We start from the raw sequence: 21,472 nt of genomic DNA, 5'->3' as shown, positions 1-21,472 counted from the left end.
TCCTGACCAATCGACCACAGTGAACCTGTGCCGCTTCGGCAAGTTTGCCACCCGGTCATCCGATAGACGTACCGCGAACAATGTTCCGATATACCGCTGGCAAATCGCGAACAATCGCGAAATCCGGAATGGCCACGGCACGTTCCCCAGGTCGAGGAGCCAATGCCATCGTTGTCTTTGCGTAACCTTGGTCAAGCAGGCTCGGATACACGCCTACAACAAATTTTGAATTATCTTTCGAGATAACCAAGGGGCGTTCGTTCATTCGATCCGCGGCTGCCGACCAGCCGTCCAGTTCAAAGAATCTTTTCAGTGGCGCAAGTAGTTCTGCCTGCTTCTCGGGCTGCAATAGCCCCGGAGGCGTTGCATCAATGGCATAATTGAAAAGGTTTAGGGCCAAGTGCCGATCCAAGCGGCTATGTATAAAGCGGTTGCGGTAGTGTCGCAAGCACCGAGTGCAAGACTGAGTGCAATCAGCCGGGCATTCTGCCAGTAGTCTACGCACTTGGTCAATTACTCCAACAATTTCGCGGCCCGCATCGGCCGAGTAGCCAGCGCCGCCCGCCGCGGTGTCGTAGAGAAAAATCTCGGCAACCGAAGTGTCAGCGTCTGGAGACATCCGATGAGAGTATCCAGCGCTGATTTCGTTATGATCCACGTCGAGATGAATTGTCGCAGCAAGCGCAAACGCCTCAGAAAGAGTGAGAAGCGCGTCATTCACCCAAGGACGGGTCGGCTGGAGGTCTATGGGGGTCTTGCTAGTGATCTGCAGAAGCAGTGTGTCCGTCCTGAACTGGTGGGACAGGAATAGTTTCTTGCGAATCTGGCCACTGCATGTTCCACGGGCAGTGGGCGGCTGCAAGAACGGGACCCTATGTGAACCATCTGAAGGTATCGTCTCGTTGGGCCATGCTGAACCACATTTTTCGCAGACACCGAAACCGTCGTCATCATCGCCGCGGTTGACAACAATCAGCTCGACGTCCCGGTGAAAGCACGTGCGGAAGTTTATACCTGCGTTTGCGCTCCATTGAAGCTTCGACCGATCTACGAATTCGGGCATCTGCGCGTTCCCGGCAGACGTGTAAATTTGCGATTCGTTGGTCTCGTCAATAGGTCGGCCGCCGTCAGGATAAAAACCACTCGGCGACAGCAGGCTTCTTGCGATTAGTTGACCGCCACATACAGGACAGGGCTGCAGTTGGGCTTCCCTAGACAAAGAATCCTCAAGTCGAACGTATGGGCAGCGTATACATCCGATATGTTGTTCGAGCGCCTTCTCGAAGTACGGAGTGGCGGGGTCCAACCGATGCTTACGGTCTGTTGGCGGGAAAAAGATACCACCACTTCGGTATGTCTTTTTGTTCACGACTATAGTTCTACCGGGGGCGTATTCGCTCAGGGCCTGTAGCTTTGCGAGCTGAGGTCGTTCCTTGACAATCACTCGGCCTTTATCGTTGCGCTCCTGTATGTAGAAAGAACACACATCCGTGGGGAATGCGTACTTCGGAAGTAGACCCGCGTCAAATAAGGCCTCAAGCAGTGTGGTGGGGCGGTTGCCTTCCGCAAGAGTGGTGAGATGCGAGTTGCCGATCTCTTTCACTGATTTCAGAAAAGCCTGCGCAGTCGCGACTACATAAGCCGGGAGTTCCGCTTCTCGGCCGGCACCTAGAAGATTGTTAGGAAGCCAGGAAACAACCCGTGTTGTTCCAACAGCTTCGGGAGACGCAAAGTTCCGTTGGGTCCAAGCACTGAAGCTGCGATACGTCAGCGCAGTATCGGAGTCTTTGAAGAAGTCTACTGCTGCTCCGAAGGCAGCCATGACCTCACCTGCTTGAACTCCGGGGTCGGCGACGTCGATGTTCTCGTGAAAGAAAGTTTGGAGGATGTATGAGTGGACGTGCCGCTTGGCGAGCTTCTGGTTGTCATCCTTGATGCGGAGAGCTGACACGGGTCCGCTTATCATCCAATGCGGGTGCTGGAAGTAGTAGCCGTCATGAGGTGCTCCGTCGGAGTAGGTGAGGACCGTGGAAACGGCGCTACCCCGTCTGCCGGCACGCCCGGCTCGCTGTTGATAGTTCTCGCGCATCGGCGGCATGGTCCGAAGGGCGACAGCGGTCAGTGAACCGATGTCGATACCGACTTCCATCGTTGTTGTGCAGCTCAGAACGTCGACGACGGGAGCGCCGTCACCGAGATCGACGTTCTGGAATCGAAGTTCAAACTTCTCGGTCGTAGCAAAAGCTATCGAGTCATCGCGCTGCGACAACTGGGCTGTGTGCTCCTCAGCGTTGATGTGCATTGGTGTTCGTCCATCGAGAGCATCGAATAATGGGGTGCGTAAATGATTTTTCGGTATCCACGCCGACGAATGCATGGGATCGCACGCTTCTAGCTTCATCGAGTTGCACCTGTAGTTAATACACTTTCCTAGCAAGCCCATTGGGAAGACCGATCCGCACTCGGCGCAACGCACCCACGTTTCGATCAAAGCAAGCTTGATCTGGAAGCGAGCAGGGTCCAAAGTATCTGCAGCCACACTATCTGTCTCAGTGGATTTTGCCAATACCCCGAAAAGCAGTTCCCGAAGTTGTTCATACGGCTGGTGAGACCTTGTACTAACCTCGTCAAAGAATGACTTGAACGCATCCATCCGTCTGACTTCTTGGTAATACGGAAATGCCTGCCGGCGAGAGGTGCTGGGCAGGCGTGAATCGAGCGCTCCCCGACCAAGCATCTGCCCGACCCACGCCGAGACGATTTCGTCGATCTGCGAATCACTGAGGAGGATATTGCGTCTTTCACGCTGCCTGAGGATCAGGTCTCGTGCTTTCGTTGTCGGTGCTAGCTGCACTGCATTCGCTGCGGTGAGCGATCTTGTCTCGTGACATAGTTGGCGAAGCACTGATAGTCGAAAAGAAATCGAAGCGTTAGGCTGCCATTCGAAGTCGATCGCGCTCGCCAGATCGCTATCGTAGTTTCGAGCAAATTCGTTTCGGTCGCTGCTTAGCCGGAGCTGGTCTTCGGCGTCGAAAAATGTCAAGTCTTCGCGTTCGCACACCCCGATGAAGCCGGCGTATAGTTCGGATAGCGTCGGCCAACGACCCTGTGCTTCTTTTAGGTCTCGAATTGCGAGTACCAAGGTTTCGCGCATCGTGGAGTCCTCGACATCTCGGGGGAGATCTCGTGCCAAGCGAGCCGCTTTTTGGCGGCCGTCCGAGAAGACCAGAACCTTCCGTCCACCATTCGGTAGGTGTCGGGTCCGCGGAAACGCTGCTGGTTGAGTCGCGAACTGTTGACGAACAAGATCTGCGAATGTAGATTCACCGGTTGTCGCGAGGTTGGTCAGCGTGGAGTAATTTGCCCGTTCGGCGGACTCCAAACATCGAACGCACCGTGAGAATTGCTCCGCAGCGGATTTGTTTCGCGGGCGTGCACGAAACAGCAACCTTGTACCAAGTTTGTCTGGTAGTTCTATTCGACCGGTCGCTATATCGAGCCCAATTGGACTTACGCGCGAAGTGGAGGCGGAATGCGGTTCACCGAGAAAAAGCTTGACTTCCTTCAACGGTTTTCCGCCGCCGAGTCGTCCGCCGGGCTCGTGCCAAAGGAACCCCCCGACCTCGGTTGATTCATAGCCACGGATGTACACAGCCCCGCATCTTTTGTGGGTGAGTATTTCGTATACCCTTCCTCCACAGTCGCATTGCACGCGAGGCGTGTCGTAGATTTGGCCTAGGAGGGTCCCTTCTCGACTTTGTGGAATTGCAGTGCAGTGGTCGTCGATGCACCCGAAGAGTGTCGGCGCGGACCGATACATCATGTGGACGCGGGACGGGAGGACAGGTTGGTGCTCACGACCGGGCTGTGTACGACGAGCGAATGCCCCGAGCGTCAGAAGTCCGTCGATCGCTTGCTGTTGCAGCGCCGAATCCTCTGTTTGTACTACTGCGCGGGCGAGCTCCCGGAGTTCTGTGGCACTACCGGAGCACTCTGAAATCACCATGTTGGCTGGTCCGAAGCTGGCCAGTGTCCGGCCTAACGACTGCCTAGCATCTTGCAACGTGCCGTCTTCGTCGATGGCGACCTGGGTGACGAAACTGCCAAGAGCGTGCTTGACGTCCTTCGCTGACGTGGCCAGAGCTAATGCGGATCCGTCGACGGAAGAGAGCATTTCGGCTTCTACGACAGAAGCACGCTTTGTTGCATTTACTGGTTCGATGGTGCCGCGGATGACGGAGAAGTCCCGGATAGCCGATTCCCCAGTGAGCGCGTGGGCAAATCGAACCGCGCTCGCTTCTCCTCCGTCGGACTGCAGGCTCGCACTCGTGAGGATGCATCTGATTCGGTCACGATTTATTCCGAGGCGCGCACCGAGGCGACGTATGAGAAGTCCAACTTCGGCTCCAGTCGCACCCCGATACATATGCGCCTCATCGAGCACGAGAAGTAGTTCATTCCGCTCGTCTGCTTCCAACCAAGCCCGGGTCTGATCGAAAATCGGCCGCTCGATCGGACGGAGCAGCATGTACTCGAGCATCGAGTAGTTGGTAACGAGTATGTCAGGTGCCGACTGCTGCATTTCGTGACGCGTCAAGAGCTCACGATCGAGTAGTCCTGTCGCGTATTGATCTCGACCAGGCTTGGAGAATCCTGTTAGATCCTTGGAAGGCCAGCGCCCGCGCTCCCTCAGCTCCTGAGCTAGTTTGCTGTCGGATTCGTCGAGTTGGCGATAGTAATTGACCAGCTCCGACAGTCGTCTTTTGTCGCGTTCGTTCGTGCGAAGATTCGGATAAGGTGTGCGTCCGGTATACATCCCGAAGTGTGGATGCCGGCCGCCGCGGCTTCGAAAATATTGAGCGACGCGCTCGTCGCCGAATAGTTTTCGAAGGCGTGCTGTTTGATCACTGACTAGAGCATTGAGGGGGTAAAGGAGGAGAGCGCGAACCCCGCTCTGTTCCATACTCGGACGATCCGCTTCGCATGCAAGCATGCCAAGAATTGAATACAAGAAAGTCTCAGTTTTACCCGATCCCGTGCCAGTCGCCACAATGAGGTCGGCGGGTGAATCAGAGCCGAAAAAATGTTCGAGTGCCTCGGTTTGGTGACGGTATGGCGGGTATATACCGACTCCAGGCGAGAAAGCCTGCAAGTCGGTAAGGACTTGTTTCACGGGTTGGGGAACTCTGAGCTCGGAAAAGTCGGGGCCGTACATGTAGGAAGGTGTGATCTCAACGTGCGGAGTTTGCGCTATCACGCCCGGCCGCTCGAGCAGCGCTTTGCGGCGTTCGGCGAGGTCGAGGTCATCAATCGGTGAGTTCGTTTCGATGGAGCGCTGGAAACTCGCTCGGACTTGGCGTGCGATCTGAGTCGCGCCGACGTCACCTTCAGCCATGCTTTACTTCCTTATTGATTTGAATGCCTAAATTCTCGAGTGTCCGTCTGATCTGCGAACGATGTGATGTGGCGGCGAACCTGTACTCGAACTTGGACGCGGGCAAGCGCCTGCCTAGTGCAGTCAGCGCGCGCATTTCCGGCGCGGGGATCGGGTTCTGAAGCACGACCTCAGAGACGCCTTCAGCGGACTCGCGCCAAGTCGCCTTTACTGGGTTGTTCGCGATCTGGTCGTAGCCATACATGAGCCGGCGTGCGTCATCGCGGTTGATGTCGCACGTCCCGGTAACTACGCCAGCCGCTACACGTGCCAAACCGTAGACCCGCCAGTGTCGGAGCACAGTGTGTCGGTACAAGTATGTACCGGTGAGTTTTCTGTCGGAAGGCTTCCATCTTATCGCTTGTATGGAAGCGCGCTGTTCGCTGTCCGCGAGATAGAACTCAGTGTCATCGAGTTGCCCGTCAACGATCCGCGTCGTCCCGATGAAATCTGCTGTCCAAGTCGAGAGTGTTGATTCGGGCTTGTTCGCCCACATCCAGAGCCCGACTTGTGGCAGCCCTAGGTTGTCGAGCAAGGACTGATCGATGATATGCCTAGCTGCCCCCGCACAAGCCACCCCATCACGGGAGGCGCGGTCAAGTAGTCTCAAGGGGATTCCGCTGACCAGCAGTTCAGGTTCTCGTGTCTCCGATTTCACAACGACGCCGGGGACACTGACCCAATACCCGTTGGCGAGTTCCGCGAGGTCACCTAAGTCGGCTAGCACATCGAGTAGGTTCCTGAGTCCGGCGCGTCGGTCGCTATCGGAGTAGTTCAGGGTTTTCGGGTTGATCGACTTGTCTACAGAAACCGCGCGGTTCAGTAACTTGCCGATGTAGACGGGAGTATCACCAGACGTGGATGCCCAGGTGACTGCACGGAGCATTTCGCACCGCCGGGTTTCGTCATCGGCCTTATCCGGGAGCGCAAGAGTACGTGCGATCGCCTCCCGTGCGGCTAACTCTTCAACTGGCTGGAGACTGAGTTCGTACGGGGTCATCCGAGACGCATTCTCAGTCGCCGTACCAGCCCGGAGTAATGCATGGATTGGTCTTCGTTCATCGACAGGTTTCTTGCGATGCTGTCTGCAAAATTGGCGTATTCGCTGTCCGGAAGTGAAGTAGCCGCGGCTGGCAACAGAAGACATTCTGCGACAGAGCGACGTATCTGAGCCTCAGATTGCAGGCCGCTGAGTGCTGAAGCAAACCGGTCTCCTGCCTGAATGATGTCGTCCGAGATTGGCCAATAAGAGTCCACGTCCTGGAGTAGATCGCGAGTGACCTCAGACGTTTCTTGTTCGGGCATGGGTAGATCGATATGCGAATAATCTCGATCCGGGTTGTGCACTGGAAATGCGGCCGTGTCGAGGACGATAGCGTGTCCCCACAAGTCGGGGCTGATGCGGGCAGATGTAACGCCGGTAGCGATCGTTCCGGCGATCTTGAGATTTTTGCCACCATCTATGCCTTGTAACGGATACCCGGCCTGTCCGCTTTGCAGCCACGGAACCAGGTAAGACTCGGTTGGTGCGTTGTTGATTGCTTCGAACATCACGACGACCTCGCCGGAGTCGGCGGCTGTTGATGCGGTTGACAGCACTTTGTGGTTGCCACGCAACGTTCCGGTCTTTCCGGAGTGCAACCCGACTAGATCGTTCGGATGCAGAAAGTCGTGGGCGATGGACATGCGGACAAGCCGGCCACTGTATGCGACGTCAGCGGCCGCTGTGATCGTCATCGGTCCGCCGTTTCCTAGTGCCACCGGCATAAGCCCGGCGTGAAATGCGCCAACCATCCGCTGTACCGCGACCAATTGCAAGCCCTGTTTCGTTGCTGAGTCCCGAATTTTCGTGTTGATCATGCCAGGGCTAGTGAGACGTATGGAGGACACCTCCGGGATGACAACGTCATGTGCATGCGCGGGTTCTGGTGAAGGAGAGTGCAGCGGCGAATTGCTGGTCAGGGCCCGTCCGATGATTGAGGAGGTCAATCTGGCTCGGCTGCCTTCGATGATCTCCTCGATTGCTTTGGCGACATCGGCCCGAACTTCTTGAGATCGAAGCGTTGCCGACTGTTGAGCGGTGTCGAATGCGATTCGAGCCTTCTTTGTTTGGGCCTGTAACTTCGTGAGTTCGTTCTGGACAGTCATCTTTTCCTCGATCAAGTTGTCGAGTTGCTGGCGTTCCTGCGCGACGTGTGCGGCGATCCTGACCTGTTCACCACGTTCGGCATTGGCGCGGCCCTCTTCGATTGCTTGGTCCAAGAGCTGGACGACGTCCGGTAGTCCTCCTAGCTTCCTCGCGACGTCTTGTGCTATGCGACGGGCGATCGCGGCGTTGCCACATGCTTTCATTGCCCGGTCGATCTGTTCCTGGCCGAAGTTCTGGTGGACGCCATGTTGGTCAGCGAGCCAGTCACTGATTTGTCGAAGCGACTCCTTTGTGGTTTCTATCTGGGTGTCGTTGACTTCAAGGTTCGATAGCGTCGAGACGGCAAAATCTGCTACGAGATCGACAATTTTCTCGTCGGACCTACCGTCGAACTGGCCGATCGGAGACACGCGACTGATTCGAGAAGCCACGAGATGTCCATCGAATTCGGTAGCGTTGATGTCAGCCATTCGGCGAAGCTCGAGTCGCTCTGGTGCCTGTGCGTGAAGTCGCTTCCGGTATAGCCGAAAGGGGCCGATTAGTCTGTCATCTTCTAGTTTGACGTAGACATCGGAGGACTCGCTGATCCAGCGAGGAAGAGCGATGTCGCCGATGCTCTCGATCGCGTTGACTGCGCTACTAGGAATTTTCGGCGTAAGCACGATGTCTGCCGGGCGCACGGAACCTAGTTTGTATACGATTTCGGGTTTTCCGGGAAGCTTAGGCTGTTTCAGGAGTTCGGATGCAACTAGCGCGTTGTTCTCGATGCTTAGTTCACTTGATACCTTGAGGGGAGCGCTCGACTTGAAGTCATCGAGGTTAGCTGTCTCCCAAGTGTCCTCATTGAGAACAAAAAGCGGTTCGAGGCGCTTGTTCAAGCGGTTCTTCACCGAAAGTCTGCCAATAATTAGGTTGCCATCGTATGCATTCATCGTTGAATTCTCCATCGCCAATCCGTCTCGGGCCGATTCCAATCGCGTCGGCCGAGGTGGTCCCGATATTGTAGTGCTGTATAAGCGTGGTGCCATTGAGGTGTTGTTGGTGTGCGTCGAGCGAGCTGAATGGGGGCCGTCACTTGTGGAGCGGCATGAGCGGGAGGTGTCGACTCGAGCAGACCCTCAGGCGTGATCATTTTCTCGAGCGGCTCAGGGTCTTCATCTCGGACGGGGTCCACGAGCAAGCTGGTGCGCTCGAGACGGATCACTCCGAAACTGCCGGCAGATACTTCCACACTCATTGCATCGGTGCGGATATTCTTAAGCCAGGAACTGAGTTGGTCTGCATCGACGTTGGATACTCGCATACAGAATTGCTCGGGGTGCCGGACGACTGCGGAAAACTGAAGTGGCAGATGAGTGACGGCTCTGACCCGGAGGTCCTTGATTTCAGCGACTTCTATCTTGGAGTATGGGGGATAGTTCTCGGTGCCGATTGCGACGGACCACACTGTGCTCAAATTCAAGTCTGATTTAGGTAGTTCGCGCTCGACTCTCAAGATGTCGCCGGATCTGGTCCTGATCCGGATCTCCTCGGAGCCGCCAACGACTCGTGCAAGTTGGCCGGACGAATCGAGACGTAACGCTGCGAATACACCGCTCGACTCGGCAACGAGAACGTCTGCAACTGTTGAGGGTGCAACGATGAGCTCGTCGTCGACTTGAATGACGTGTACGTCGTCGTTTCGATAGGACGTTGGCGGCGTGCGTACTTCCGTTGGATCTTGCGTCTCCGTAACCGTGGTACCCGCCGTCGTCAGCCACTGACGTGCCGCTACGGCGATCTGAGGCGTGACGACGAACCTCCACGCCGTGAACCCGTTGACTCGATTGAGTTTCTGAGGCTGAAGAAATGGTGGTGGCTTCGCCGAAATCGCAGAAACCCAGAGTGCGTTGGTGCCGAGATACAGCGGTCTAGAGCCGGTGCACATCAGATAGTCACCGCCGCGGTCCTGACCGAACACTGCCCCACGGTTCGGCAGCTGTTGCACTACTCGATTCCACCGGTCCGATCCCGGAGGCCATTTGCCCTCCGTGTAGACGCGTTGGACTTGGTGCGACGGATCGACTTGAAAGGTCGTGGTCCCGGCACCCGGCCAAAGGCAAAGGGCGCCGATGCGCGACACCTCCCCGTCCTGGTGCTGTAAGGCAATCTGCCGCCCGCGAAGCTCCGTTACGGAGGTCAACCAGAGCTCTTTCTCTGTGAGGTCAGGCAGTTTGAGATAGAGGTTCCAGTTTGATCCATCAATAGCCGCTCGGAGCTGCAGACGTGAGTCCGCTGTGCTGGCCCACGACGAGCCGCTGAGACCGGGGCGATAGTCGGGGCACCCTGGGGACGCGTCGCTGTGTCTGAAGTGGGCAACATTGATTTTCCCTAGCGCGGGAATTGCGTCTTTCAAGCATTGCGGGCAGCTGAACGCATGGTTGCGGTTCGCGCGGTTGGCGTCCACGAGCGTTGTGCTATACCAGTCAATAGCAGTCTTCAAGCCGCGCCCCTCGCAGTTGGATTAAGCAATCCACTTAAACCAGGCACGGACGTGCGTCTTCGATGGTGTCTGCAACCGAGGGTATAAGTTTCTGTGAGGGGAGCCGACACGCAGGCCTTTCGCGCCGTGGTCTGTGGGCAATATGCTGAAAGTCCTTGATTGTTTGATACGACATAGTTACCGCGTGAACCCGCGCCAAGGACGGGAGATTCGTATAGGTCATTGACGCCGACGTCGGCGAGATGGTAGGGCACGTGCAGTGATCGTGCTGCGCCCGCAAGAAGGCACAGATTCCTAGCCTGTCCGTTACCTCGCATCTGCCCTCCGACTCTTCTCGACCGTCGTCTTTACGGATGCCAACCCGACACGCCTGCTTAGTGAGTCATTACAGGCTAGACCAGTCCGACGGCAGTCCGACATCGGACAGGAACCGGACACGCTGAAGGCACGAGCGTTGTAGGCGTCAGCGTTCGATCTGGACACGCAATTTCCGGGAGTCCTCCGCCGAAGGGCGTGCCGCGGGTATGCGCCCCGAGAAGTTGAGTACTCGGGATCTGAGGGAGCCGCGACCTCAGCCGCCAGTTTGCGGCGGGTTCCGTTCAGCTGCATGGGCTACAACTTGGCGCCATTCGGCAGCCGACGGGCCGTAAACGTGGGAAGGTCTGTTCGTGAGAGCTAACTACGTGTATGGCGATGTCGACGGGTCCCTCATCTTCCTCCGTCGTGAGCTAGCCGACGAGCTCGTCTCGCTCCGTTTAGGTTTCGCGACCTGGGGTGAAGCTAGAGCCAATCTGGCTGCCAAACCATGGGAAGACATCAAGTCGCGTTTTGCCGACGCGGAAGAAGACATGCCCAGGGACTCGGAGGACTTCGATCTCGAAGCAGTTCCGGGTGTCAGCGACGGTGACTGGCCCGCGTGGCCGGCGGCTCTGATGATCCAGGAAATTCCGAGTTCGGTGACAAACGAGTTCGGTTCAGTGGAGGACAGCGTATTCAACGGCCAGTTCCTGCAGCTGAAGTCGGATGATGAGGCTGAGATTGTGCGCGCGCTCGAGTCCCATGGGTGGACGTGCGGGCGTGATGACGACCTCGTGCGAAAAGCAAGCGGATACTGAACGGCGGTCGATCGGTCGCGGCTTCATCACGAGTTGCGGGACAAATCGAGGCTTCGTGTCATCGGCAGCGCTGCTCCCTTGAATTCTCGTTCAGGCGTGGCGAAAGGCCGTGCCACCCCAGGCGGTCTGTTTGGCGCCGATGGATTTGCGCCGGCGTCGCAAATTCGACCTGACACGGAGTCAATAGCCGCAGTGGCGCCGGTTGTTGACGCGCTAAGCATCCTGTGCGAAATCACTGTCGATTAGGAGCCAGGACCAGCGATTGGCATCCGGTTATCCGTACGGCCGCCGACATGGACGACGATGTTCCCGAGGAGCATCCACTGGTCGAGCCGGCCCCTGCCGCTGTGACTACGAGGTTCGCTTGCCCTCGCCTGTCGTTGCGGAAACTGGCCGAGCCAGATGCGGCCGGCGGAGCTCGAACCCGGCGAGACGGGGTTCGGCGGCTATAAGTCCGCCGCCACCAACACCGTGCCCGACGCGATCACCGTGATGGATCCGGTTTCACGTCGTCGCCCTCGCCGGAACCAGGCTCAACCTTTGCCGGCAGCGGGTGCAGCAGGTGACAAGCAGAACACCTGCGGTCACCGCGGCCGCACCGGCGCACACCCGAGCACTGCATGCATTCTACTAAAACCGGAGAAACCGTTTATCACGCTGGTCTGTCGGCTCACGGGTACGACAACAACTCGAAAAATACCGATCCCCCCTGACCACCAGGCAAGGCTAAGACGTGATCGCCCCCGTCGCTGCGCGCTCAGATTCGGTCTCAGCAGTGATCAGCGCTTTCGGTCCGAGTCCGTTTTCGATCATGAACGCGAGGAGCCTGGTCACCGTGTGGACGCCGCTACGCAGAGCTTCCAGAGTGGGCGACCGCGGGTCACTGTAGACCGAGAGGCGGTTGATTCGCGCGGAGAGGTGTGTCTCCAAGTCCGTGATTTGGAACCACAGTGTCTCGTCATGCCGGAGATCGAGGAGCTTCCGAGCGTGTTCGACCGCAACGCGCAGAACCAGGGCGTTGGAGTCGTCGATGGGTTGTGCGGGGCCTGTGCCCACAGTGGCCGCGGTGGTGGCTACTGCAGCACCGGTGCCTGCCAGGCCGCCCAGCATCGCGAGCCCGCCGACCATCCCGCCGGGCCCCAGTGCTGCGAGGCCTCCGGTCAGCGCCGCGGCACCGAACACTCCAGCAGGTGCCGCCACCATGAGGCCGACCGGGCCTGCGGCCACGATGGCTACGCCGGCAGCCGCGGTGAGGACGCGCCCCCACGGGACCCCACCCTTCTTGCTGGTGTAGCTCTGAACGTCCTCGATTGCCCCGCCGATCTTCGACCCGGTCGAGCGGAGGAAACCCAGTTCGACAGCCATGTCGGGGAGCGCGTCTTTCGGCGCACGATCGATCGAGATCTCGTAAGGCTCGACCAAGTTTGTCATTGCGAGGATGACGAGTTCGCCGACCGCTTCGTGCAATTCCCAACGGTGCGGCAGCTGGGGGAGGGTTCCTCGCAGCAATTCGACCATCTCTGGTGCGATCAGTGGTTCCGAGCTACCGACAACCGACTCGATCTGCGCGACCACTTCGTCGAATTGCGCTCCGAGAGCGTCGCCGTATCTCGCCGCTGCGTCCTTGTCCTTGATGTGACGCTGAACGGCCTGCCCGTAATGCAGTGACAGGAGGATCTTGGCCTCCTGATCCGCCAGCCGAACTGACACGCCCGGTTCGCGCAAAGCCACACTCTTGGATGGGAACAGGACGTCCGCGACGATGCCGGAAACAGAGGGATGGCCGAGATAGACGCCGGCGCCGTGTTGGCCTCCGACATCAACGGTGAAATCCTGGGCGCCCGGGAAAGTCGATGCGAGACCGCGGCCACCTGTGACGACGTCCCTCGTGTCGAGAAAATTGGTCCAGTCGTCCACCCGCAGATACGGGAACTTCTTCAGCAGCCGATCGCTGTTCTCGTGCAGCGCTTGCGAACTTGCGGGGCTACCGATGGTGATGAAGCGACGGACTCGAAGCCCGGGGTGAAGATTGTCCAGTAGGTCAATCGCGACGACGCTTCCGAGGCTGTGACCGATGAGGAGGATGTCTCCTGTAGCGGGCAAGGTGTCGAGGATTGATCGCAGAATCGCACCGCGAGTTCCTTCCTCGCGCATATAGCGCTTCACTTGCGGGAGGTCGTACCACGGCATTGCATTGATGGCAATTTTCTGGACTGCCGACAACGGTGCATCCGGAACCCGATGAAACCCGAAAGAACGAACGCCCGGTTCGAGTCCGAGCTTGCGCTGCACGCGTGCTTGTCGCCGTTCGAACTCGCGCCGCGCAGTCGATTCGTCGGATGGCTTGTAGGTTACCGGAGGTAGCTTCGCGTCGACCCCTTTTGTGTTGAGAGATGAGCTGTAGCGCGGCGCTATGACCTGTTCTGACGCTATCGGCGAATGACCTGCCTGAACTAGTCCGCGATTGAGGCCCTCCAGCCAGCCCATCGTGGGGTCGCCGTCGCCGATTCCGTGCAGGAAGACGATTTTCATTGTTCGTTGCCCCTATTCGATTTGTGCGAGTAGTGACCCCGGTCGGGTCGAGTGAAATCGAGCTGCCACGCGGTCATTGCCTCACGCAGCATCCACTCGCCACATGGTGCGGTGGGCAGCAAACCATTGTTGTTGCCGCTGAGTCGGTTCGATGGTGAGGCTGCGTCCATGGAGCTTGCCGTACAGCTCGAACGGTTCCAAGGATTTGTGTACGGCGATCGTGGCGTCGTTCCGGACGGCGATCTTTCCGAAATCGAAAAGCCGGTGTAGATCGCGTCGCAGCAACAGCCCACCTTCGTCGTGGTGTTCTCCGACCTGCGCGTAGCTGTAGAGATGCGCCGCTTCGAGTACTTCGTGCGGCATGGCGCCTGAGAACGCGCAGTTCGACGCGTACTTCTGCATCAGTTGTGCGCGAAAGGCTGGTTGCCCTAACCTTACCCGAGTGATTCGGTCTGTGAATCCTCCGCCCAATTGTACCGACACCGAGTTCATGAGATTCAATCCGCGATGGCTGAGGTCGGTCGAGAGACTCGCCGTGAATGCCGTCCAATCCAGCTCGCGAATACTTAGCTGCGATTTCGGACTCGTGCAGACCGAACGTAGCTGCTCGGCAGTGAGCTCCCCCGCCAGGTCGATCCACGCTTCACCATGGTGGGTCCGGTACACGGTGACGTCGATGTTCGCGGTCAGTGGGACGTCGAACTCGTTCTTGCATCGACCGCATTTATAGCGAGGAGTTAGCGTGAGACGTTCATCGAGCGAGCGACCAGGACCGCAGTAGGGGCACTTTTTCTGCTCCTTGGTACCTGGTTCGCTGTCGACTCGCTCGACCACGGAGGCACCAAGCAATCGCTTCTGGTCCCACACCACCAGGGCATCCCCAGCCGCGATGTTCCGGCTGTTCGGTACCTGACTGTCGCTCACATAGCGGGACGACGGATCGTCGTCATAGGCATGCCCGCCGCGACCGCCGAGCTGGTCGTCCTTTGACAGGACCAACCACGCCCGAGAAATCGAGCCCGTCGAGGGCCATACGTAGTCCACTATCTAACCCCGACGGGGTGTTTGACAGTCTCCATGCCTCTGTCTAGCCGGTGCGCTTGCGTTGATGCAACTCTGGGCTTGCTCGTAGCGTCGCCCGCGTGGTCACCCCGACCTCTCACTGCGATATGGCGGTGAGAGATCGATACGCATGTCGGCGAGCATCTCGGGGTTCGCTTCGAGTCCCCGCTTCCTGAGCAACGCCAGCATGTCTTCCTGTCGCGGCTGGCCGAAGGTGAGTCGGTACAGAGCTAGATCACTCTTCAGGCGCTCAAGTCGGGCCAGGTCCACGCTGAGCGGATACGGCAACAAGTGCCGCTCGATCTTCGCCGGCCCCGGGTACACCCAGTGGGGTGCGAAGTCGCCGAGATTCGTTTGCTCGTCTGCACCCAGTGTGTAGGCCTCCCGCCAAGGGTCGCGTGCTGAGAGCATGTCTGCGCCGTGGCGGTGAGCGAGATTGCGTCGGACTGCATGGCCACCGAAGCGGTCGATGCGTCCCTCGCGCTGTTCGAAGTCGACGGGATTTGCGGGGGTGTTCCAATGAGTGATCGCCGAGCACCACCAGTGAAAGTCAATCCCCTCCTGCCCGACACTTGTGCTCGCCAATACGAACGGCCAGAAGGGGCTGTTGAACGATCGTCGCACGTCGGGCTGGCGCACGTTTTCGTCAGTGTTGCCGCCCCCGTAGCGAAGCGCGAAGCGGCTTGTCATGCGAATGGGGTCGTCGGGTCGATCCGGGTCGAATGCGCGGTAGATCGACGGTGGCAATGTCAACACAGTCGTGACGGTTTCCGCGATCTCCATCAACGCTCCATCATCCAGCTCGATTCGAGTCTCGCTGACGAGGTGGTGGAGATACTCGTCCATGACCGCTTGCAGGTTTCCTGCCGCGCAATAGCGAAGCACTTTCTGCCAGTACGCGCCGCTGTCGTTCAACTGCTCGAGCAACACGATGGTGTCGGGTCGTTTGAACAAGGACCGGAAGCCGGCGGCGACAGTCGCCGCGGCACTCCATAGGCCTTCATCGGTCACGGCTGGATGGTCCGCCACGAGCCGATGCAGTGCACGCCATGCGATGTTGCCCGGACTGTGGGCCGCGAGAGTGGCGACGGTTGGTGCTACAGATGCCATCTCGACATCGGAACCCTCGCGCGCCAGATGGAGAGCCTCGTCGACGTGTGTGGCCAGGCCCCGCTGACCAGAGATGTCATCGGGATTGGTGGACGAACTGTTGCCGAGGGCTTCGATGATCTGCTTACGACCAGTTGGTCCGCCGTTCACCAAGGTCGGCGGGAGTGAATCCGAGAGCGCGAGCGCGACACGAGCAGCCTCGGCCACCGCGGACACACCGTACTTGGTGGTTCCTGACCGTAGCTCCCGCGTGAGTGTCGCCTCGATGACGGAGCGGGACACCGGCGCGCGCTCGGACTGAGCCGCAGCCAGCGGGTCTGCACGCCTCGCGAGCCCGGGCATCGGCCAGAACAACGCCAGGGTGGTCATCGATTCGGCCCGTCCGCCCGTGACGCTGTAGTTGAGGAGACTTCGCGTGCCGCTTCGTCCGGTGTGCGAGCCCCCCTCGCGCGTGGAATGAGTCGAGGCGGCCCGAGCGGCGCGTTGGCTCAGCAGGCTTGCAATCGCCGTAGGCGTCGCCGACCATGAGGAGAACACCAGCCTTTTCGTGATTCCCTGCGCCCAGGGCTCGGCATAAGGTCCGCTGGGCTCGAGATAGGGCAGCGACGCCGGCATCCAGAGCAGTTGCCACCAGCCGGCGTCGACTGTCTGTCGGGCAAGGGCGCGGAGCTTGCCGTTGCCCAGGTCGACCTCGCCGGTACCCGAAGCCGCGGTGGGGTCGAGCCGGGTCAAGGCGCGGACGGCGGGACGTATGGATTCCGCATCGCCGTCCTTGAGCCGCTTCTTGAGCTGCTCGGAGAGCTTGTAGCCGTCACAATAGTTGGCGAAGTAGGGTGTCGACTTCCAATACTCCAGACTCACATCACCTTTGACCAGGTTGGAGAGGCGTTGGAGCGCAACGAAATCGAGTAGATCGGTGGCTGTGAGGTCGTCAACGACCTCGATGTGCTCGGACAGCATTCCGCCGGCGACGCCGACGGGTCGTTCGCTGCGGCTCATGACCTTGAGCAAGGTCGCCCGCAGTTGGGCGGTGAGTTCGACCACCGAGCGCCCTTGGGTCGCGGCGGTGCGGTACTCGGCGAGATCGTGCGCGACATCGTCCGCGATGCCGGAGTCCAGAAATTTGATGGTGCGGAGGAAGTCTCGATGGTGATCGTCGCCGGATTCCTCGGCGTAGGTGAAGGGCTTGTACGGTGTCGCGGAAAGCAGGAGGACACGCGTGTCGGGGTAGGAGAACAGCTGGTCGGCCAGCTCCCCCTTGGGGCTGGTCGCATCGAGTAGTTCAGGAAAACGTTGAAATTCGTCGAGGATGACGAGATCTGGACTCAGGACGCTGAGTCCTGCGCGGGCGAGTTCGCCACGCATGTCACTGATCAGTTGCCTGACCTCGTCGGCCATTTCCACCGGTATGTCGCGCTTGCGGCCGATACGTGCGAGTTGGTCAGTGAACGTAGTAATGAGGCCCCTACGTTTGCACGCGGTGAGGAATTGCTTGGAGATGTTGCGATCGGGTGGACCGTCGAGAGAGGACTCGAACCACTCGATGTGACTCTCGAATTTCTCGCGGGACCCGATCTGGCCTCGTAAAAGAACAAGCGCCGCATGCTTGTTCCACCCTGTCAGATCAATGACCTCGCTCAGCAGCAGGAACACCAGGGCCCGCTCTTCCACCTGGCCGGACTGGTTGCCCGCGTGGAACGAGGTGCCCGGGGTGAACGACACCAAGTTCACTCTCACACCGCCGACCTGCAGGTCGGGCTGAAGCTCCCCGGTGTACTTGGCGAGGAGGCTCAGTCGGCTGGGTATGCCCCGGTGTCGGCCGCCGGTGACATCGAGACGAGCGACGTTCTGCGCTGCGAGGTCGCTGTTCGAGCATACGTAGACCACGTTGATCCGCCCGCGACCTGGCTCGTCCTGCAGTCGCTCGATGGTCCGTGCAATCACGCCGCGGGCAACGAGACTCTTGCCCAGACCTGTCTCGTCGGAGACGAGGAACCGCCGACGCGAGCCGGCGCGTCCGAACTGTGTCATCACGTGTTCGACGGTGCGCTGTTGGAATTCCTTCAGCCCGGCGATGACCGGTGCGGCGTCGAAAGTGGTCATCAGATTGCCTCCGAGGTCAGTTGCGAACGGCTGGCGGTGACGACCTCCCAGAACGAGGCGAAACCTTCCGGAAGGTTGGCGGCACCACTCTCGGTTGCCAGCAGTCGGCGGACGAGACGGTCGAGATCGTCGATCGACTCGGGCGAGCGGGCAAGCGCTCGAATGACGATCTCGAAGACCTGTGGTGCAGGCGCGACACCACCGGAATTCGCGGCGGTTGCGTCGCCGAGGCCCATCATCGCCAACGGGTGTGCTTGCCCAAGCCCGAGCAGCAGCGCAAGGAAGCGTAGGAACTTCTCCGGGGTGTTGATCTGCGACGCAAGAACCTCGTCGAGCCTGCCCTCCGGGTCACCCCTCAGCTCGGCCCGAACCACGCACGCAGCCTCGCGTCCGCCATCGTCGGTGAGTCGCAACCGCAGGAACGGGCTGACCTCGATCAGCGGAACACCCTCGACCGTCCCGTGGCTGGTCCGGCCGTCGTCGACAGCACCGGCTGTACCCGGGTGGGCGAGCGGCTCTACCTGAGCCGTCATGTTCGCGGGCACAGTCGCGCCGTCACGCGTCTCGAACCGAAGCGAGTAGGACCCGTGTGATCGGCCGACCGAGACGATCCATCGCCGTGAGGCAAGCACGCGTAGCGCGTTCTCCAGCTGCCACATGGCCTCGGCGTCAGGATCCGGAATGGCACCGCCGATGATGTCGTACTGCTCGAGCATTCCCAGAAACGGCGAGCCCGGATCGAGCATGGTCCCGACCCCGAAATACTTCTTCCCCCCGGTGAGCTCAACCAGTATCTCGACGTTCCGGTTCAGTGCTGCATCGGTTGCGTTCGCCGAGCCGAGGAACAGGTGGGCCTGCTGACCGCGCTCCACCACGACGAGTTTGGCGTGGAGGTCGTTCAGCAGCGCCGCAGGCTTGTCATCCTCGGTCGCGTCCCCGTCATCCAGACCGGCGACGGTACTCACGACGTAAGTGCTGTCCAGGCCGTGGACTGTCTCCGTTGCCAGCGCGTCGAGCGACGATGCGCGCGAGACCACGGTCGCGCTTTTCGTTCCCGCTGTCAGCTGAGCAAGGCCGGCATCATTGAGAAACGGCGAGACCACGAGGTGCCGATAGCCGTTGAAATCCGGGGAGGCCCGCTCCTTGGCGACACCGAACACATGGAAGGCGAGCTCGGTCACGCCCTCGGGACCCTCCCATTCCAGGTAGCGGACGTCCTCGGCGAGTTGGTCTATGCGGGCCCTGCGGTGCTCCGGTACCGCCTGTCGGGTTCGATCCGGCAACGACCTGATCAGGGCACTGAGCGGGCGGTTGAAGGCTGCTGCCCGTGTTCCACGCGAGGCGTCAAGAGTGAGCGAAACGTCCCAGGCGTGGTCTTCGGTGAGGTTCCGGCTCAGAACGACCAATCGGTACGCGTCTTGCTCGTCGTCGGCGGTGAATCGCAGCATCCACAGCTTGGGGTGGAAGAGGCCGCCGGTCGGGGCCTGCACCTCGTGAAGCATCGGTTCGAGAAACGCGGTCAGTGCGGTGTAACGAGAGGGAGCGCGCACGCTTCCCTCCTGGGCGAACACGTCGACCCGATCTGCGCACGAGCGGACAGCCTCCAGCACGCTGACCGGGTCCGTCGTGCTTCGGACTGCGAAACTTGCAAAGGCCAACGGCGGCACCAATGCAGCGGTGAGGTCCAGAGTGAAGGTGGTGCCGACCGCTGCGTCCAGCCGATAGCCCACGGGAGGGCGCAGCTGGTCGATCAGTGTCCTGCGGCTGTCAGGCGCCAGCATCGGCAATTCCTTCTCGTATGTCGGCAACGATGCGCTTGACCTGTGGCCACCGGTAGACCAGCATCGACGTGCCTGACGCCCCGGACCACGTGCGAAGCAAGCGGTCGTTGACCAACCGTGACTGGGCACCCTTTTGGCGCCGCTCGCGCAAGTCCACCAACGAGCGGACGCCAGAATCATCGGCGACCGCGGCTCCCTTCCCCGCGAGGACGGCGTCGATCCACCCGTCGACGAACGCGCGAGTCTGTAGGCCGATGCGTGGGTTCGTGGTGCGCACCAGATCCCACATCTCTTGCCGGTCCCACGCGCTGAGAAGCTCACCGTCCGCCTGAACGCTCTCGGCCCAGTCACTGATGTCCTCTCGGTAGCGGTCAACGGGCTGCGCGTGGGTTGTGAGGCCGGCAGCTTCGTACCGCTCAGCGATGAGCAGGTTGTAGAGAAGGGCGGATCCTTGCATAACCAAGCTGAACAGACGGCCGTGTCGCAGAAGCGACGCGAGCGGCCCGTCGCCAGCGAGGCACGCCGGGTCGAACCAGGGCGGCGTGTCCTCGTCGTCCAGCGGGGTGTCATCTAAGAGTAGGTGGGCAAGCATTGTTCCGGGAGCGGCTTCGAGTATTCGTTCCCGCAGCCACACAGCCTCCTCAGGCAACAGGCTCATTCCGCCTTCGACAGTGGTTGGGAAGCCTTCCGGTGCAGGTGGCAGGGTGGGATGCCAGTCTTGCGTTCTGCGAACGGCGAGTTCGTCGTCCGCCCCGGGAGCTGGCCGCAGTGCACCGAGCATTCCCGGTTGGACGTCGCGCGTGAGAATGCCGTAGCGGGTCAGTGCTGCCCAATAGATCGCGGACGGCAACGTCTTGACACCGGCGCCGGCGACACGACCGATCAAGCCCTGACCGGCGCCGATGCCCTCGTCCTTCAGCGCCTTGATGAGCCTGCGCTCATGAGTGTCGGCCCAGGCCTCGAGCTTGCTGCCGCTGCGAGTCTTGGCGCCCTGCGCGAAAAGCCATGGGATGAAGAGGAAATAGCGCGCCCGGGTGTGGATCGTAGAGGTACCGGGGAAGAGCCCGTCGGCGAACGCGTCTCGGATCTGACCGATGCCGAGCTCATCGCGGCTCTCCGACTGGGCGTAGAGCGCGATGAGCTCACGGACGCGCCGCTGCTCGTCGGCGGACGTGTCGAGCCAGGACAGCGATGACGGCATGGTTGCTCCCTCCACGGATGCGAATACCAACAGTAAGGGTTGTTTCATCGAAATCTGTGACCTTGTGTGCTCACTCAAAAGGTCGAGGAGATAGCCGCTGCTTGTCAGGGTGCGGGAGTCCAGCGGTCGATGGACACGTCCGGATCTGGTCGCTGCTGGTGTGACCGCGTTCGACTTGTTCCCGACGTGCTTTTCGACGTGATCACTTTCGAGGTCAAGCCGGCAGATCAGGTCAATGTTCTGGCGGTGTGCGAGGCGCTAGCACATCGGCGTTCGGCGACGCACGCACCCATTCTCGTTCATGTGTTGGCAGTGCTGTCCGAATCGTTGAATCCTCGTGTATTGAGGTATACCCATCTACGAGCCCGGTCGAGCCCCTGATCCACCTCGCTCGAACCGGTGAGGTTCGCCTGACCGCAACGCTGCGGAGCTGGAGCTAGAGCTAGAGCTAGTGAAATCTTGTCCACCTCCCAACACGGCGCCGTCTGTGGTTTAGGGTTGGA

Annotated in this window: 10 protein-coding genes and 1 pseudogene; 2 read left to right on the top strand and 9 right to left on the bottom strand. The window is 59.7% G+C overall.

The features are described 5' to 3' along the window. Positions 1–55: 55 nt before the first annotated feature. Genes HQ306_RS17410 through HQ306_RS17395 form a run of 4 tightly spaced genes read right to left on the bottom strand, consistent with a single transcriptional unit; the run spans position 56 to position 9,543 of the window. The gene (locus HQ306_RS17410; protein ID WP_222632864.1) at positions 56–5,395 is read right to left on the bottom strand and encodes a DEAD/DEAH box helicase; all 5,340 of its coding nucleotides are present in this window, start codon (positions 5,393–5,395) and stop codon (positions 56–58) included. Next, positions 5,388–6,434: a hypothetical protein gene (locus HQ306_RS17405; protein WP_222632863.1), complete on the bottom strand. Its 1,047-nt coding sequence runs from the start codon at positions 6,432–6,434 to the stop codon at positions 5,388–5,390. The genes HQ306_RS17410 and HQ306_RS17405 overlap by 8 nt, the downstream gene beginning before the upstream one ends. After that, complete coding sequence (locus tag HQ306_RS17400; protein ID WP_222632862.1) at positions 6,431–8,515, bottom strand: hypothetical protein; 2,085 nt, start codon at positions 8,513–8,515, stop codon at positions 6,431–6,433. The genes HQ306_RS17405 and HQ306_RS17400 overlap by 4 nt, the downstream gene beginning before the upstream one ends. Next, complete coding sequence (locus tag HQ306_RS17395; RefSeq protein ID WP_222632861.1) at positions 8,512–9,543, bottom strand: hypothetical protein; 1,032 nt, start codon at positions 9,541–9,543, stop codon at positions 8,512–8,514. Before HQ306_RS17395 ends, HQ306_RS17400 begins: the two co-directional genes overlap by 4 nt. A 1,190-nt stretch (positions 9,544–10,733) precedes the next feature. On the opposite strand from HQ306_RS17395, the gene HQ306_RS17390 reads away from it, so the two are divergent. Next, the gene (locus tag HQ306_RS17390; protein WP_222632860.1) at positions 10,734–11,180 is read left to right on the top strand and encodes a hypothetical protein; all 447 of its coding nucleotides are present in this window, start codon (positions 10,734–10,736) and stop codon (positions 11,178–11,180) included. A gap of 435 nt (positions 11,181–11,615) precedes the next feature. Next, a pseudogene (locus HQ306_RS22780) lies at positions 11,616–11,783 on the top strand (transposase); the annotation flags it as partial. Positions 11,784–11,906: 123 nt separating this feature from the next. Here HQ306_RS22780 and HQ306_RS17385 read toward each other — a convergent pair. From HQ306_RS17385 to HQ306_RS17365, 5 genes are all read right to left on the bottom strand, one after another. Further along, positions 11,907–13,712: a GPI inositol-deacylase gene (locus tag HQ306_RS17385; protein WP_222632859.1), complete on the bottom strand. Its 1,806-nt coding sequence runs from the start codon at positions 13,710–13,712 to the stop codon at positions 11,907–11,909. Positions 13,713–13,793: 81 nt separating this feature from the next. Further along, positions 13,794–14,756, bottom strand: a complete 963-nt coding sequence (locus tag HQ306_RS22310) for an HNH endonuclease (RefSeq protein WP_308115457.1) — start codon at positions 14,754–14,756, stop codon at positions 13,794–13,796. A gap of 102 nt (positions 14,757–14,858) precedes the next feature. Beyond that, the gene (locus HQ306_RS17375; protein ID WP_222632858.1) at positions 14,859–17,987 is read right to left on the bottom strand and encodes a helicase; all 3,129 of its coding nucleotides are present in this window, start codon (positions 17,985–17,987) and stop codon (positions 14,859–14,861) included. Then, positions 17,987–19,768 (bottom strand): phospholipase D family protein, encoded by a 1,782-nt coding sequence (locus HQ306_RS17370; protein ID WP_222632857.1) that lies wholly within the window; start codon positions 19,766–19,768, stop codon positions 17,987–17,989. Before HQ306_RS17370 ends, HQ306_RS17375 begins: the two co-directional genes overlap by 1 nt. Beyond that, complete coding sequence (locus tag HQ306_RS17365; RefSeq protein WP_222632856.1) at positions 19,755–20,969, bottom strand: DUF6361 family protein; 1,215 nt, start codon at positions 20,967–20,969, stop codon at positions 19,755–19,757. Before HQ306_RS17365 ends, HQ306_RS17370 begins: the two co-directional genes overlap by 14 nt. Positions 20,970–21,472: the final 503 nt, after the last annotated feature.

It is taken from the genome of Rhodococcus sp. BP-160 (assembly GCF_019836205.1).
Classification (GTDB): domain Bacteria; phylum Actinomycetota; class Actinomycetes; order Mycobacteriales; family Mycobacteriaceae; genus Rhodococcoides.
The sequence above is the reverse complement of the archived record's forward strand: the minus strand, read 5'-3'. Positions and strand labels throughout refer to the sequence as shown.